At 69.7% G+C, this 15183-nt stretch carries 17 protein-coding genes; 9 read left to right on the forward strand and 8 right to left on the reverse strand.

All coding sequences use genetic code 11. The annotated features are described in order from the left end of the window. Positions 1-36 precede the first annotated feature (36 nt). Together HQK15_RS17380 and HQK15_RS17385 are read left to right on the forward strand one after the other, a co-directional pair. On the forward strand, positions 37-1062 hold the full coding sequence (locus HQK15_RS17380; RefSeq protein WP_367649236.1) for an LLM class flavin-dependent oxidoreductase: 1026 nt from the start codon (positions 37-39) through the stop codon (positions 1060-1062). A 102-nt stretch (positions 1063-1164) separates the two neighbouring features. Further along, the gene (locus HQK15_RS17385) at positions 1165-4089 is read left to right on the forward strand and encodes an esterase-like activity of phytase family protein (protein ID WP_217361802.1); all 2925 of its coding nucleotides are present in this window, start codon (positions 1165-1167) and stop codon (positions 4087-4089) included. Between the two features lie 6 nt (positions 4090-4095). On the opposite strand, the gene HQK15_RS17390 is transcribed toward HQK15_RS17385, so the two are convergent. The 3 genes from HQK15_RS17390 to HQK15_RS17400 are packed head-to-tail and all read right to left on the reverse strand — an operon-like array spanning position 4096 to position 7218. After that, positions 4096-5391 carry a GNAT family N-acetyltransferase gene (locus tag HQK15_RS17390; RefSeq protein WP_217361803.1) on the reverse strand — a complete coding sequence of 432 codons (1296 nt, stop codon included), beginning with the start codon at positions 5389-5391 and terminating at the stop codon, positions 4096-4098. 22 nt (positions 5392-5413) lie between these two features. Next, positions 5414-5965 carry an isochorismatase family protein gene (locus tag HQK15_RS17395; RefSeq protein WP_173492772.1) on the reverse strand — a complete coding sequence of 184 codons (552 nt, stop codon included), beginning with the start codon at positions 5963-5965 and terminating at the stop codon, positions 5414-5416. Then, complete coding sequence (locus tag HQK15_RS17400; RefSeq protein WP_254451159.1) at positions 5962-7218, reverse strand: nicotinate phosphoribosyltransferase; 1257 nt, start codon at positions 7216-7218, stop codon at positions 5962-5964. Before HQK15_RS17400 ends, HQK15_RS17395 begins: the two co-directional genes overlap by 4 nt. Positions 7219-7328: 110 nt before the next feature. Here HQK15_RS17400 and clpS point away from each other — a divergent pair, with 110 nt between their 5' ends. From clpS to HQK15_RS17430, 6 genes are all read left to right on the forward strand, one after another. Continuing rightward, complete coding sequence (clpS, locus tag HQK15_RS17405) at positions 7329-7634, forward strand: ATP-dependent Clp protease adapter ClpS (protein ID WP_173492773.1); 306 nt, start codon at positions 7329-7331, stop codon at positions 7632-7634. After that, positions 7631-8215, forward strand: a complete 585-nt coding sequence (locus HQK15_RS17410; protein ID WP_173492774.1) for a DUF2017 domain-containing protein — start codon at positions 7631-7633, stop codon at positions 8213-8215. The genes clpS and HQK15_RS17410 overlap by 4 nt, the downstream gene beginning before the upstream one ends. An 85-nt stretch (positions 8216-8300) precedes the next feature. Continuing rightward, a complete protein-coding gene (locus tag HQK15_RS17415; RefSeq protein ID WP_173492775.1) occupies positions 8301-8762 on the forward strand; it encodes a M67 family metallopeptidase in 462 nt (153 codons plus the stop codon). Next, on the forward strand, positions 8762-9049 hold the full coding sequence (locus HQK15_RS17420) for a MoaD family protein (protein WP_173492776.1): 288 nt from the start codon (positions 8762-8764) through the stop codon (positions 9047-9049). Before HQK15_RS17415 ends, HQK15_RS17420 begins: the two co-directional genes overlap by 1 nt. A 10-nt stretch (positions 9050-9059) precedes the next feature. Further along, positions 9060-10007 carry a PLP-dependent cysteine synthase family protein gene (locus HQK15_RS17425; protein ID WP_173492777.1) on the forward strand — a complete coding sequence of 316 codons (948 nt, stop codon included), beginning with the start codon at positions 9060-9062 and terminating at the stop codon, positions 10005-10007. 67 nt (positions 10008-10074) lie between these two features. After that, complete coding sequence (locus HQK15_RS17430; RefSeq protein ID WP_173492778.1) at positions 10075-10221, forward strand: hypothetical protein; 147 nt, start codon at positions 10075-10077, stop codon at positions 10219-10221. A 78-nt stretch (positions 10222-10299) separates the two neighbouring features. Here HQK15_RS17430 and HQK15_RS17435 read toward each other — a convergent pair whose 3' ends face one another. Genes HQK15_RS17435 through HQK15_RS17450 form a run of 4 tightly spaced genes read right to left on the reverse strand, consistent with a single transcriptional unit; the run spans position 10300 to position 13124 of the window. Beyond that, positions 10300-11541 carry an HNH endonuclease signature motif containing protein gene (locus tag HQK15_RS17435; RefSeq protein WP_173492779.1) on the reverse strand — a complete coding sequence of 414 codons (1242 nt, stop codon included), beginning with the start codon at positions 11539-11541 and terminating at the stop codon, positions 10300-10302. 42 nt (positions 11542-11583) lie between these two features. Then, positions 11584-12417 carry a hypothetical protein gene (locus tag HQK15_RS17440; protein ID WP_173492780.1) on the reverse strand — a complete coding sequence of 278 codons (834 nt, stop codon included), beginning with the start codon at positions 12415-12417 and terminating at the stop codon, positions 11584-11586. Continuing rightward, positions 12414-12761 carry a PadR family transcriptional regulator gene (locus HQK15_RS17445; RefSeq protein WP_173492781.1) on the reverse strand — a complete coding sequence of 116 codons (348 nt, stop codon included), beginning with the start codon at positions 12759-12761 and terminating at the stop codon, positions 12414-12416. Before HQK15_RS17445 ends, HQK15_RS17440 begins: the two co-directional genes overlap by 4 nt. A gap of 51 nt (positions 12762-12812) precedes the next feature. Further along, positions 12813-13124: a DUF4287 domain-containing protein gene (locus tag HQK15_RS17450; protein WP_173492794.1), complete on the reverse strand. Its 312-nt coding sequence runs from the start codon at positions 13122-13124 to the stop codon at positions 12813-12815. 126 nt (positions 13125-13250) lie between these two features. On the opposite strand from HQK15_RS17450, the gene HQK15_RS17455 reads away from it, so the two are divergent. Then, positions 13251-14228, forward strand: a complete 978-nt coding sequence (locus HQK15_RS17455) for a ribose-phosphate diphosphokinase (protein WP_173492782.1) — start codon at positions 13251-13253, stop codon at positions 14226-14228. Positions 14229-14239: 11 nt separating this feature from the next. On the opposite strand, the gene HQK15_RS17460 is transcribed toward HQK15_RS17455, so the two are convergent. Next, a protein-coding gene (locus HQK15_RS17460) for an IS5 family transposase (RefSeq protein WP_437340255.1) occupies positions 14240-15131 on the reverse strand; the annotation gives its coding sequence in 2 pieces (ribosomal slippage) (positions 14240-14785 and positions 14787-15131; 891 coding nt in all). Positions 15132-15183: the final 52 nt, after the last annotated feature.

A 15183-nucleotide genomic window follows, 5' to 3' on the forward strand; every position in this document is an offset into this window, starting at 1 on the left:
CGGGGGTCGAGCGTTGACCCCCGTGTGAGGCTTTCCGTGCTCGATCTCGTTCCCGTCCGGACCGACCAGTCGACGGGAGACGCCGTGGCTGCCACGGTGTCGCTCGCCCAGGTCGCCGACCGCATCGGCTACACCCGCTTCTGGGTCGCCGAGCACCACAACATGCCGGCGGTCGCGGCGACGTCCCCGCCGGTGCTGATCGCGATGCTCGGCGCACAGACGTCGACGATCCGGCTGGGCTCCGGCGGCGTGATGCTGCCCAACCACGCGCCACTCGCCGTGGCCGAGCAGTTCGCCCTGCTCGAGGCCGCCACCCCCGGTCGCATCGATCTCGGCATCGGTCGAGCCCCGGGGTCCGACCCGGTCACGTCGATGGCCCTGCGGGGCGCGGCAGGGCGTGACGACACCGACATCGAGAAGTTCCCGCAGTACCTCGACGACGTCGTCGCCCTCATGTCGGCCGACGGCGTGCGCGTCGCCGTCCCGCGACAGGACTACGTCCTCAAGGCCACGCCCGGCGCCACGAGCGAGCCGCGCATGTGGCTGCTCGGCTCGTCGATGTACTCCGCCCACCTGGCCGCGGCCAAGGGCCTCCCGTACGTCTTCGCGCACCACTTCTCCGGGCAGGGCACGGCCGAGGCGCTGGCGGTCTACCGCTCGGAGTTCCGGCCCAGCGAGCTGGCGCCCGAGCCGGTCACGTTCCTGACGGTCAACGCGTCGGTTGCCGAGACCGACGAAGAGGCCGCCGCCATGATGCTGCCCAACCTGCACATGATGGCCAAGCTGCGCACCGGCCAGCCACTGACGGCGCTCGACCTGGTCGAGGACGCCGAGGCCAAGCAGCTGCACCCGCAGGTGCAGGCGATGGTCGAGTCGGCCTTCGGGCGCGCTGTCGTGGGCTCGCCCGCGTCGGCGGCGCAGCAGGTGCGCGACCTGGCCGAGCAGTTCGGCGTCGACGAGGTCATGGTCAACCCGGTCGCCTCCGCGCGTCGGGGCACCGACCCGCGCACCGCGCCGGCCCGTGAGCGCACGCTCGAGCTGCTCGCCAAGGAGCTGCTCTGACGGCGAGGCCGCGCTGCGGGCAGGGGAGTCTTCGGGCGCGGGTCGCCTGACGTTCACCTGACGGTGGGCGAGTGGTCGGCTGCTGCCGACAGGCTCGCCCCCATGTCACACCTCCCCCTGCCCGCGCGCCCGTCGCGCATGTCCTTGCTGGTGCGGTCGATCGGCCGTCCTGCGCTCGTCGGCGTCGCTGCCGGTGCCCTGGCCGCAGTCGTCCTGCCCGCCACCGGTGCCACGGCCGACGCGGAGCAGAGCTTCCACCGCACCGCGACCTACCCGGTCTACAAGAACCTTCCCAAGGACGTCGCCGCGTCGTCGGCCACGGTCGCCGAGATCTCGGACGTCTCCCAGGACGGCAAGACGCTGATCTACACCGACGCCCTCGGCAAGCGGATCGGCTTCCTCGACATCAGCGATCCGGACCAGCCCGTCGGCGCCGGGAGCCTGTCGCTGGCCCAGCTCGGCGACACCGACGACCAGCCGACGTCGGTGGCCGTCGTCGGCAAGTACGTCCTCGTCGTGGTCGACACCAGCGACAGCTTCACGAACCCTTCGGGCCGCCTCGACGTCGTCCGCCTGTCGGACTCCAAGCGGATCCGCAGCATCGCGCTGGAGGGCCAGCCCGACTCGATCGACATCAGTGCGGGCGAGGACTACGCCGCGATCGCGATCGAGAACCAGCGCGACGAGGATGCGACCCCGCCGGGCAAGGCCAAGGGGGATCTCCCGCAGCTGCCCGCCGGCTTCGTGCAGGTCGTCGACCTCGACGGCGCGCCAGCCGACTGGGAGACGAACCGGGTCGACCTGGTGAACCCCGACGGATCGGCGCTGCAGTCGTTCCTCGACGCGGGCATCACCGAGCCGACCGATCCCGAGCCGGAGTACGTCTCGATCAACGGCCAGGACAAGCTCGCCCTGACCCTGCAGGAGAACAACGGCATCGTCATCATCGACCTCGCTACCCGTGAGGTCGAGAAGGTCTTCAGCGCCGGCAAGGTCACCGTCTCGGGCATCGACGCCAAGAAGGACGGCAAGATCTCGCTGACGGACACGATCACCGACGTCCCGCGCGAGCCCGACTCGATCGGCTGGGTCGACGACACGCACGTCGCCACCGCCAACGAGGGCGACTGGAAGGGTGGCTCGCGGGGCTGGACCGTCTTCAGCGCCACGGACGGCACCGTCACGTGGGACGCGGGCAACACCTTTGAGAAGCTCGCCGTCAAGCACGGCTTCTACAACGACGACCGCGCCGCCAAGAAGGGCGCCGAGCCCGAGGGCCTCGCGATCTCGACGATCGACGGCGTGAAGTATGCGTTCGTCGGCTCCGAGCGCAGCAACTTCGTCGCCGCCTACGACATCAGCAACCCGGCCGCCCCGGTGGTCAAGCAGGTGCTCCCGGCGACCAACGGTCCCGAGGGCATCCTGCCGATCCCGGGCCGCAACCTGCTGGCCGTCTCGAGCGAGACCGACGACGCGGCAGCCAACGTCCGCGCCAGCGTCAGCCTCTACGAGCTGGGCGACGGTCCGGACACCTTCCCGTCGATCGTCTCCGACGAGGTGGCCGGCAACCCGGTCGGCTGGAGCGCGCTCGGCGCACTCAGCGCCAAGCCCGGCGACGCCGACACGATCTACTCGGCCGCGGACACGGTCCTGAAGCCGGCGCAGATCTACACCGTCGACGTCTCGCAGACCCCCGCCCACATCACGTCGGCACTCACGGTCACGCAGGGCGGAGCCCCGGCCAACCTCGACATCGAGGGCCTCTTCGCCCGTCCCGACGGCGGCTTCTGGCTGGCCTCCGAGGGCTCCACCGGCGCGGCGAACAAGATCTACCGGACCAACGACGCCGGTGAGATCCAGGAGACGGTGTCGCTGCCGACGGAGATCACCGATCACGTCAAGAACTGGGGCCTGGAAGGCGTCACCGCCACGCAGGATGCCGACGGCGAGCACGTCTGGACCGTCATCCAGCGCCAGCTGTGGACCGACGTGAGCGACCAGACCGAGACGCTCGACGGCGACAACGTGACCCGCATCGGCCGCTACGACGTCGAGGACGAGTCGTGGCACTGGTACGGCTACGAGATGAACAGCCCCAAGCGGGACGGCGCCGACTGGGTCGGTCTCTCCGAGATCACCGCGGTCGACAACGACACGTTCGCGGTCATCGAGCGCGACAAGCTCAACGGTCCCAACGCCCGCAACAAGCGGATCTACACCGTCGACATCCCCGCGGGCGACCCCGCGGGCGACGAGCTGCCGATCCTCGACAAGAAGCTCGCGATCGACGTCCTGCCCGAGCTGAGGGCCACCAACGGCTGGACGCAGGAGAAGCTCGAAGGCTTCACGATCGCTGCCGACGGCGCGCTCTTCGGCGTCACCGACAACGACGGGCTCAAGGACTCGACGGGCGAGACGGTCTTCCTGCGCCTGGGCCAGGCCAAGGACGCCTTCGCCGACTCGCTCTCGAGCACGACCACCCTGTCGCTGCCCGCGGCCACCGCGTCGTACGGGCAGAAGCCGACCGCGACGGTCTCGGTCGCAGGCGGCTCCGGCATCGTGCCGAGCGGCGAGGTCACGATCAAGGACGGCTCGACGGTCCTCGGTCAGGGCACGCTCGAGGACGGCACCGCGATGGTGACGCTCTCGGGCCTGAAGGTCGGCGCCCGCCAGCTCGTCGCGGAGTATGCCGGCGACGCGCTCACCAGCGCCGGCACCAGCAACCCGTTCTCCCTCACCGTCGCCAAGGGATCGACGGAGACGTCGCTCTCCATCTCGGGCTCGGCGAAGAAGGGGCAGACCAAGACCGCCAAGGTCACGGTCTCGGGCGAGGGCTTCACGCCCTCGGGCAAGGTCACGATCAAGGACGGGTCGAAGGTGCTCAAGACGTTCTTCGTCAGCGGCTCCACGCGGTCCGTCTCGATCAAGCTGACGCAGCGCGGCAACCGCAGCATCAAGGCGTACTACGCCGGGTCGAGCGTCGCGAAGTCGTCGACGTCCCCGACCGTCAAGGTGCGGGTGAAGTAGCCCGCATCAGAACCAGATGCTGAGGAACGGCTCGACCGGGGAACGGAACATCCGGTCGAGCCGTTCTGCGTCTCCGGACAGCGCACCCGTGGCGACGAGGGTGCGGGCGGGGACCCCACCGAGGTAGAGCGAGCCGAGGGCGTTGACGCTCATGGTGGCGTCGGCCGGGTCGTCGGTCGCGCTGACCGTGGCCCCGCCGTCGTCGGCGACGTCGACCGCCCAGGTGCCGTCGGCGTGGCCGAGCGGGTCGTCCACCGCGATCACGAGTCGTCCGGGGGAGCCGTACGTGCGCGCGCCCAGTGCCGCGGGGACGTCGAGGATGCGCACCCACAGGTGGTCGACCTCGGTGACCCGCACGGCGCGGAAGTCGTCGATCATCCACCGCAGCGGCTCGTCGACCGGTCGCAGGTGGGCCGACACCTTGGTCACGAGGTCCATGTCGAGCAGGAACCGCCAGAGCCCTGCGTAGGCGTCGGTCGTCGCGGCGACGAGGGTGTGGAGCTTGAGCTCGTGCTCGGCGAAGTCGGTGTCGTCACCGACGAGGTGATAGACGGCGAACCCCTGGGGCGTGCCGCTCGCGTCGTCGTAGCGGATGAGGCGGAGCTTCTTGGCGTTGTCGTCGTCGACCGACAGGCCGAGCTGCCGGGTCCAGAGGTGGCCGTCGTAGGAGATCTCGCCGGGGCGTCCCAGCCGCACCCGCTCGACGACGGCGTGCCCGTCGTCGCGGAGCTGCTCGGCCGACACGAAGTGCACGCGGCCGGCGGGCTGCGGGCCCGTCCAGCGCACGCGACGGGTCAGCACCGTGACGTCGCGGGCCAGCGCGGCCGTGGCATAGCCGTAGCGGCCGTAGAGGGTCGACTCCGACACCGTCAGCATCGCGACCGGCAGGTCGAGCGCGAGGGCCGTCCGCAGCTCGGCCTCCATCAACGCACGGGCGATGCCGCGACGGCGGTGGGTCTGGGAGACCGAGACCCCGCTGACGGCCCACGCCGGGACGGCCCGGTGGCCGGGCACGGTGAGGTCGGCCGGCCAGCAGATCGTGGTCGCGACGGGCAGGTCGGGCTGCGCGCTCGACTCGTCGAAGACCCCGACGAGGCGACGATCGGCCGACAGCCCCGCATGGCGCTGCTGCAGCACCTCGGCCGTCGGCTGGTCGCCGTGGAAGCCGCGGCTCTCGGACCGCAGCCACGCCTCGTAGGCGGCGGGGTCGGTCGCGTCGACGACCGCCATGCGCAGGCCGTCGGTCGCGAGTCGGGCCCGCGAGGTCTCGTCGATGGGCAGGCCGGTGGGTGCTGTGCTCACCGGTCCAACCTAACGCCGTCGGTCAGGTCGTGGACACGCCCGCCGCGGCCCATTCCTGGCGGACGGTGGGGACGTTGTCGGGCGACACCGCGGCCGTCAGACCTTCGAGCACCCGGACGCTGAATCCTGCTCTCGCTGCGTCGAGCGCCGTGGCACGGACGCAGTAGTCGGTCGCGATGCCGCAGACGTCGACGGCGTCGACGCCGGCGTCACGGAGCCAGTCGGCCAGCCCCACGCCTGACGCGGAGGCGCCCTCGAAGCCTGAGTAGGCCGCGGCGTACTCGCCCTTGAAGAAGGTCTCGGCGAACAGCTGTGGCGTCAGCGGGGCGTGCAGCTCCTCGCCGTCGGTGCCGACGACGCAGTGGCGGGGCCAGGAGTCGACGAAGTCGGGCGTGTCGGAGAAGTGGCTGCCGGGGTCGATGTGGTGGTCACGGGTGGCGACGACGGTCCCGTAGGTGCCGGACGCGATCAGGTCGGCTACGTCAGCGGCGACCCGGGCACCGCCGACGACGGCCAGGGAGCCGCCCTCGCAGAAGTCGTTCTGGACGTCGACGACGATCAGGGCTGTGCTCATGCGGGGGTCTCCTCGTAGATCGTGTCGATCGCCGGGTCGGCCTTCGACAGCTGGCGGGCCGAGGCGGGCAGCTCGGCGAGCGACGCCTTCAGGCGGGCGCGGGCGTCCTCGAGCGACTCGGTGTGGACCCGCTCGCCGTCACGGACCAGCTCGACCAGCAGTGGCCGGTCGTTGGCGTCGTGCGCGGGAGGCGTGCCGACGCCGATGACCTCGGCCTGCGCGCGGCCGGCCGGGGTGAGGCGGCGCACGGCGTGCTTGCGCCCGCCGACCGAGACCTTGTCCTGGCTCTTCTTGGCGACGGACACCATCTCGCCGCCGTCGTCGGCGCGGGACACGAGCTTGTAGACGAAGCCGCTGGTCGGCACGCCCGAACCGGTGACGAGCGAGGTGCCGACGCCGTAGCCGTCGACCGGGGCGACGGCGAGCGCCGCGATGGCGTGCTCGTCGAGGTCGCTCGTGACGGTGATGCGGGTCTGGATGGCGCCGAGGTCGTCGAGCTGCTGCCGGACGGTCCGCGCCAGCGACACCAGGTCGCCGGAGTCGAGCCGGACGCCGCCGAGCTCGTCGCCGGCGAGGTCGACCGCGGTGCGGATCGCCTCGGGGATGTCGTAGGTGTCGACCAGCAGGGTCGTGCCGGGACCCAGCGCCTGGATCTGCGCCTCGAAGGCGTCGCGCTCGGTGTCGTGCAGCAACGTGAAGGAGTGGGCGCTGGTGCCGGTCGTCGGGATGCCGTAGGTGCGCCCGGCCTCGAGGTTCGACGTCGCCGCGAAGCCCGCGATGTAGGCCGAGCGGGCGGCCGCGACGGCCGACGCCTCGTGCGTGCGGCGCGACCCCATCTCGATGCAGGGACGGTCGCCGGCCGCCGTGATCATGCGGGCCGCCGCCGTCGCGATCGCCGAGTCGTGGTTGAGGATCGACAGGAGCACCGTCTCGAGGATGACGCACTCGGCGAACGTCCCCTCGACGATCATGACGGGGGACTGCGGGAAGTAGACCTCGCCGTCGGGGTAGCCCCAGATGGTGCCGGAGAAGCGGTAGTCCGCCAGCCAGGCGATCGTGTCGGCGTCGACGACGTCGGCCTCGCGCAGCCAGGTGAGCTCGGCGTCACCGAAGCGGAAGTCCGCCACGGCGTCGAGCGCGCGCCCGACCCCGGCGACGACCCCGTAGCGGCGGCCGCCGGACAGTCGTCGCGCGAAGAGCTCGAACACCGAATGTCGCTCGGCGGTGCCGTTGGCCAAGGTGGCCTGCAGCATCGTGAGCTCGTAGCGATCGGTCAGCAGCGCGGTGCTGGAGGTGGTCACGGAGTCCAGCCTAGACGGGCCTCGAGTGCCGAGGTTTCGCGTCGTCAGGTGCCTGCGACACAATGGACGACGTGACCACACCGACTCCTGTCGAGATCGCCGAGCCCGACGAAGACCTCGTCGTCGAGCTCGAGGACCCCTGGGTCACGATCGTCTGGAACGATCCGGTCAACCTGATGTCCTACGTGGCCTACGTCTTTCGCAACTACTTCGGCTACACCGACGAGAAGGCCCACGAGCTGATGCTCAACGTTCACCACGACGGCAAGGCCGTGGTCTCCAGCGGCAGCCGCGAGCAGATGGAGCGTCACGTGCAGGCGATGCACGAGTACGGCTTGTGGGCGACGCTCGAGAGGCAGGACGCGTGAAGCCGTTCAAGAAGCGTCGCCGCGGCGGCCTGGTCGCCACGTTCGAGCTGGGGGAGGCGCACCTGCTGGCGAGCCTGACGGGGCAGGTCGTCGAGCTCCTGCGCGACCGCAACGGCGTCGAGGAGTCCGACGCCGACCCGCTGGCCGCGCAGCTCGGCATGGGCGGCCCGTCGCTCCCGCCCGAGGACCCGGTCCTGCAGCGGCTGCTGCCCGACGCCTACCGCGACGACGTCGAGGACGCCGGTGAGTTCCGCCGGTTCACCGAGCGTGGCCTGACGTCGACCAAGGTCGCCAACGCCGAGGCCCTGATCGGCTCGCTGGTCGACGGCGGGCTGACCTTCGGTGCCATGCCCGACGAGGACGGCGACCCCGTCGAGGTCGAGCTCGACGACGACGAGGTCCAGGCGTGGCTCCGCGCCCTCACCGATGTCCGGCTGTCACTGGCCGTGCGGCTCGGCATCGAGAACGACGAGGACACGATGCTCGTGGCGCAGTCCGAGGACGAGGCGATCGCGGCGATGTCCGACATCTTCGAGTGGCTGGGCTACGTCCAGGAGACCCTCATCGCCGCCCTCGACTGACCCGGTCCCCGCAGCGCCGGTCTCGCGGTGTCTCATCGCAGCACCAGCAGCGTGCCGGCTGCGCGACAGCCGATAAACTCGGCGAGTGCTGACCATCGACCAGGCCACGCATGACGCGATCATCGCGCATGCCCGGCGTGACCACCCCGACGAGGCCTGTGGCGTCGTCGCCGGGCCGATCGGCTCCGACGTGCCCGCGCGACTCATCCCGATGCTGAACGCCGCGATGTCGCCGACGTTCTACGAGTTCGACTCCGGCGACCTGCTGCGGCTCTATCGCGAGATGGACGACAACGACGAGGAGCCCGTGGTCGTCTACCACTCGCACACGTCGACCGAGGCCTACCCGTCCCGCACCGACATCAAGCTGGCCGGCGAGCCCGGCGCCCACTACGTCCTGGTGTCGACCCGCGACGGCGCTCACGAGAGCGGCCCGGTCGACTTCCGGTCCTTCCGGATCGTGGACGGCGAGGTCACCGAGGAAGAAGTTCGGGTCGTCGACCGTTATGCAGACGACGCATCAACCCAAGAGAAGGCAGAGCACTGATGGCCATCGAGGTCCGTATCCCCACGATCCTGCGCCCCTACACCGGCGGCGAGCGCGCCGTCGAGGGCAAGGGATCGACCGTGACCGAGCTGATCGACCAGCTCGAGGCCGATCACGCCGGCATCAAGGAGCGTCTGGTCGAGAACGGTGAGGCGCGCCGGTTCGTCAACATCTACGTCAACGACGAGGACATCCGGTTCACCGGCAACCTCGGGACCCCGGTCGCCGACGGCGACACCGTGGTCATCCTGCCGGCGGTCGCCGGCGGCGCCGTCTCCTTCATCTGATCGGAACCCTGTGCGCTTCGACTCCCTGATCGACTCCGTCGGCGGGACCCCCCTCGTGGGGCTCCCGTCGCTGTCGCCGTCCCCGGACGTCCGTCTGTGGGCCAAGCTGGAGGACCAGAACCCGACCGGGTCGATCAAGGACCGCGCCGCGCTGCAGATGATCCTGCAGGCCGAGAAGGACGGCCGGCTCACCCCCGGCTGCACGATCCTCGAGCCGACCAGCGGCAACACCGGCATCTCGCTCGCCATGGTCGCGCGCCAGCGCGGCTACCGGATCATCTGCGTGATGCCCGAGAACACCTCGATCGAGCGCACCCAGCTGCTGACGATGTGGGGCGCGGAGATCATCCCGTCACCGGCGGCGGGCGGCTCCAACGAGGCGGTCCGTGTGGCCAAGGGCCTCGCGGCGGAGCACCCCGACTGGGTCATGCTCTACCAGTACGGCAACCCGGCCAACGCCGAGGCGCACTACGTCGGCACGGGGCCGGAGATCCTCGCCGACCTGCCCGAGGTGACGCACTTCGTCGCCGGTCTCGGCACGACCGGCACCCTGATGGGCACCGGCCGATTCTTCCGCGAGCACAAGCCGTCGGTCCGCATCGTCGCCGCGGAGCCACGCTACGGCGAGCTGGTCTACGGCCTGCGCAACCTCGACGAGGGATTCGTCCCCGAGCTCTACGACGCCTCGATGATCGACTCGCGCTTCTCGGTCGGGCCGCGTGACGCGGTACGTCGCGTCCGGGAGCTGGTCGAGCAGGAGGGCATCTTCGCGGGTGTCTCGACCGGCGCGATCCTGCACGCTGCCCTGGCGCAGGCGGCCAAGTGCATCAAGGCCGGCGAGAGTGCCGACATCGTGTTCATCGTCTGTGACGGCGGCTGGAAGTACCTCTCGACAGGTGCCTACGAGGGCACGCTCGACGAGGCCGAGGACAAGCTCGACGGCCAGCTCTGGGCCTAGCTGCTGCTGTGAGATCGAGGGCATCGATCTGGAGTGTGATCGGTCGGTCGAGCAGTACGATCGCGGCATGAGCCAACCTGGACGGGAGCTGCAACAGTCCCAAGGCGAGCGCGTCCGCGGACGCGTGGTTCTTCTCGTCGCCGTCGGCGTGCCGATCGTCGTGGTGGGTGTGTTTGTGTGGTGGCTCGGCTTTGGGCTCTTCGACGGCGCGTGACCGAACAGCGCAGGTGGACTGATGCGTTGACCTGACCCTCGTCGGCCGAGGCTTTTCCGTGTGTCTCGTGGCCCGCCGTTATTGGCGTTGGTGGCCGGGGTCTCGTCCGGGGAGGACGGGTGGTGGGGTGGATCGGTATTGGTGGCCGGTGGGGGTGTGCCAGGTGGTGGTGTTGCCGGTGGTGGTGACTGACCATCCGGGTTGGTGCTTGATGGTGTGGGACCTGATGCAGAGCCCTTGACCGTTGTCGGCGACGGAGAGGCCGCCGTGTTCGTGGGCGTGGATGTGGTCGTCGTGGCGGATCTTGGCGTCGCAGCCGGGTTGTCTGCAGTGGCGGTCGCGGGTGCGGATGTGGGCTGAGGTGGTGCGGGTGAACCTGCGCCGTCTGGGTTCGCGGACGAGGAGGGTGCCGTCGGCGGGGTCGACGAACAGGCGGCGGATGGACGCGGTGCGGGCTTTGGCAATGATCTCGTCGGCGACGTCAGGACTGATGGGTCCGTAGCCGTCGAGCTCGACGGGTGTGTCGCCGCCGGCGACGAGGGTCTTGGCGTCGAGGACGAGGTTGATCTCGACGGCGATGTCGTCGGCGAATGCTTGTCCGGTGACGCGTTCGACGAGGGTGTCGACCATGATCTGCCCCCTGCCGCGGGGGTCTCCGGCGGAGCGGAGGCCGGTGGCCCAGTCGTCAAGGGCCCGGTGGGCGGCGACGATCTGCTCAGCCGGTCCCCGGACCCTCAGGTGGGCGATGCCGTCGGTGTCGGGGTGCAGGGTGACGCGGGCGTCGGCCCGGTTGCGGCGGGCCCGTTCGTGGGCGGCCTCGGCGTCGATGCCGATCACGACCCTGGCTGCAGTGTCACGGGCCTGGGCGGTCGTCATGCCGGTGATCTTCGCGGCGATCTCCCCATCAGCGACCACGTCGTCATCCTCGTGCAGGGACTGGGTCTCGCGCGCCACCGCACGAGCGGTGGCCTCACTGATCAGGCCGGCTTCGAAGAGCGCGAACACCTTCGGCAGGCGTGTCATCCCGAGTGCGAGCTCGACCTGCGTGCCCGCAGCCGTCGGCCCGATCATGCGGGCCATCGAGACCTCGCCGATCACCGACAAGGTCGGGTCACCGTGCCCCAGGCCCATCTTCCGGACCCGTTCACGATGCAGCAGAGCGACCTGACGGACCTGCTCGGCCTGCGCCGCCCGGATGGTCCGGTCGAGCTCACGGATCGCATCGACCCGGACCGCGTCGACCTCCAGAGTCGGCTCACCGGCGAAGTCGTGCGCGCGCACCTCGTCGAGGAGGCGACCAGTCGGCACGGCTTCGAACATGCTTCAACTCTAGAGGCCGCCACTGACACGAACCCTCTGCGATCAGAGCGATTTCCACACGTGCAGCGCATGGATCTCAGGTGCACCGAACTCGTTGTAGGGATGTGGTGCGCCGGACTCCTCGACGTACGACCGCGTCTCCTCGATCGCGGTGCGGGCCGCCGTTCTCGCGACCCCGTGCCGGCCCCTCAGCACGCCCTCGAGGCGGAGGTACCACTGGTCCGCCGGCCAGTCGCGGGACCGGTCGTCGACGACAGCGTCAGGAGTGGGAAGGAACCACCCGAGGGTGGCGGTCACCAGGCCGAGGGCTCCGACGGCGAGCACGGGCACCGTCACGACGACCTGGTCAGGATCAGCGACGAGCAGCGTCGAGGCCATCGCGACAGCAGCGAGCAGCGTCACGGTGGCGGCAGCCAGCCACGACGCGCGAAGCCGACCGTTGCGGCGCAGCAGAAGGGCAGTGGTCCACCCGCCGGTGCCGAGCGGCACGACGATGGCGACGAGAGCAGCTGCCGGCGCGGTCACGTCGAGGGACCAGCCTCGGGTCGCGAAGCCCCACACGGCAAGGCCCAGCAGGAAGGCGCCCATCGTCATCAGGACGCCGTCGGCGGCCTCGCGCGGAGTCATCCCCTCGGCGTCGACGGCGGCTCGACGGGCGATGGGCATGCCCGCTGGCAGGTGCTCGGCTGCCTCGTCGGGCGTGCCGTACAGCGCCTCGGCGCTCACCTCGCTGTCACCGACTGCGGTGTGGACCTCGTCGAGCCAGCCCATGATGTCGCCGTGGCGGACGGCCGGGAGCCGCGCCGCCGCGAGCGTGAAGGCATCGGCCCACTGCTCGTCGGCGTCGTCGGTCCAGACGTGCTCGGACGTCGTCATGTCGCGCTTCCTCCCGTGTCGTCCTGCAACCCAGCCACGCGTTCGACGTGATGGGACCATCGCGTCAGCAGCCCGGCCAGCCGCTCGCGCCCGGCCGCCGTGATGGCGAAGATCTTGCGTCCGGGCCCGCCCTCACCGGGGACCCACTCGGCCTCGATCGAGCCGTCCGCCTCGAGCCGGTTGAGCACGGGGTAGAGGGTGCCGCCCTTGATGGGCCCGAGCTCCGCTGCCACGAGCCGCCGCGTGATGGCGTAGCCGTGAGCGCTCTCGACGGACAGTGTCATCAGGACCAGCAGTGGCAGGCTCCCGCGCACCCAGTCGCTCTCGATGCGGTCGTCGGCCATGACTCGACGCTATCTCGACTAATTCGCATTGTCCACTAGTCGGATATCAGACTAGTGGCTCGATGCGCCCCAGTCGGCGGGCTTCGAGGCCTTCCCGTCGAGCCACAGCTCGTCCTTCTCGTCGGCGTGCACGCCCCCGGACCCGACGTGCCGGGCGTTGATCGCCGGTCCGTTCTTGATCACGTGGACCAGCGCCATGCCGTGCCCGCGCCCCAGGTCGTGCTCGTCCTTGAGCCACGCGAGGATCTCGCCGGCCTTCGTGCCGGGGGAGGCGAAGCCCTTCTCGGTCGCCTGGGCGACGAGCTGGCGTGGGGTGAGCCCGGTCTTGTCCTCGATCGTGTCGAGGTAGGCCTGGAACGACATCTGGATCATCTCCTGCGCGGTGCGGTCGAGGTGCTGTCATGGGTTCGTCGTCCGGCGATCGGCCGGATCGACATCGTGCCTGAACTTTTCTGTCGCCTGTGGGGTGTGTCGACTACCCTCGTGCACGTGAGCCAGATCGTCGTCTTCTCCGGAAGCGCGCACCGCCCCCTTGCCGAGAAGATCTGCTCCGAGCTGGGGCAGCCCCTGTCGGCGTCCGACACCGTGCGGTTCAGCAATGACTGCCTGCAGGTGCAGCTGCTGGCCAACTGCCGCCGCAAGGACGTCTACATCATCCAGCCGCTGGTGCCGCCGACGCAGGACCACCTGATGGAGCTGCTGCTGATGATCGACGCGGCCCGGGGCGCGAGCGCCGACTCCGTCACGGTCGTGATCCCGCACTACGCCTACGCCCGGTCCGACAAGAAGGACGCCTCGCGCATCTCGATCGGCGGACGACTCGTCGCCGACATGCTGACGACCGCCGGCGCCGACCGCGTCGTGACCATGACGCTCCACGCGCCCCAGGTGCACGGCTTCTTCAGCGTCCCGGTCGACCACCTCACCGCGATCGGCGAGCTCGCCGACCACTACCGCAGCCGCGACCTCTCCAACACCGTCGTGGTCTCGCCCGACCTCGGCAACGCCAAGACGGCCTCGTTGTTCGCGCGGCTGCTGGGCGTCCCCGTCGCAGCCGGCAGCAAGCAGCGCCAGGCCGACGACAAGGTCGTCATCGACGCGATCGTCGGCGACGTCGCCGGCAAGAAGGCCATCGTGCTCGACGACGAGATCGCGACCGGCGGATCGATCATCGAGCTCATGAACAAGCTCGAGGAGGAGGGGTGCACCGAGGCGTCCGTCGCCTGCACCCACGGCCTCTTCACCGGCAAGGCGGTCGAGCGGCTGCGCAACCACCCCTCGATCACCGAGGTCGTCACGACCGACACGGTCCCGCCGCCGGCCGACTGGCCCGAGCTCCAGGTGCGATCGATCGCCGGGCTGTTCGCCGAGGCGATCGCGCGCATCCACGCAGGCGAGTCGGTCTCGTCGCTGTTCGACGGCGTCGACCCGGCCCACGCGCCGCCTCAGCCCAAGCTGCCGCTCTAGGGCACGTCTCCTTATTGGCGTAGCCAGATGGTGATGGCGCGGAGGACAGCTCCGCCTCGGTAGGTCAGGGCGAGTTTGTCGTAGCGGGTCGCGAGTCCGCGCCATTGCTTGAAGACGTTGAAGCCGCGCTCGACGGTGTTGCGCTGCTTATAGGTCTCGGTGTTGAACGCGGGAGGTCTGCCGCCAGCTTGGCCGCGTCGTCTGCGGTGGGCCTTCTGATCCGATGGTTCGCTGATCACGGCCTCGATCCCTCGGCTGCGCAGCAGGTCGCGATTCGCCCGACTCGAGTACGCCTTGTCGCCGAGGACTTTGTCCGGACGGGTTCGTGGTCGCCCTGGTCCCACCCGGGCCACCGACAGCGATTCCATCAACGGCCTGAGCATCGGTGAATCGCCGCTTTGCCCTGGCGTCAGTAGGATCACGAGCGGTCGGGTCTTGCCGTCACACAGGTGGTGGATCTTCGTCGACAACCCACCACGGGAGCGTCCGACCGCGTGATCAGCGGGCTCGTCCAGCGGATTCTTGTAACTCGATAGAGCCCCCCGTGAGAGCAGCGGCTCGGGGCAGGTTCGTGCCGTGCTGGTGAGCACGGTTGATCGTTGAATCGACCGAAACGGTCCAGTCGATGTCGCCGGCAGCGTCGGCCTCAGCGAGCAGCTTGGCCAAGATCTTGTCCCATGTCCCGTCGCTGCTGAACTTGCGATGCCTTTTCCAGACCGTCTGCCACGGACCGAACTCAGATGGCAGGTCACGCCACGGAGAACCCGTCCGAAAACGAAAGATGATGCCCTCCACGACTTGACGATGATCGCGGAACGGCCGACCACGTTGGCCATCAGAGGACGGCATCACCGGCTCAATCCGCGCCCACTGAGCGTCAGTGAGAAGAGCTGCACGAGACATGCTCCAACAATCTCGCGCTCACACGCCGATCTTTAGGAGACACGCCCTAGGC

The sequence above is a fragment of the Aeromicrobium stalagmiti genome (assembly GCF_013283745.1).
GTDB classification, from domain to species: Bacteria; Actinomycetota; Actinomycetes; order Propionibacteriales; family Nocardioidaceae; genus Aeromicrobium; species Aeromicrobium stalagmiti.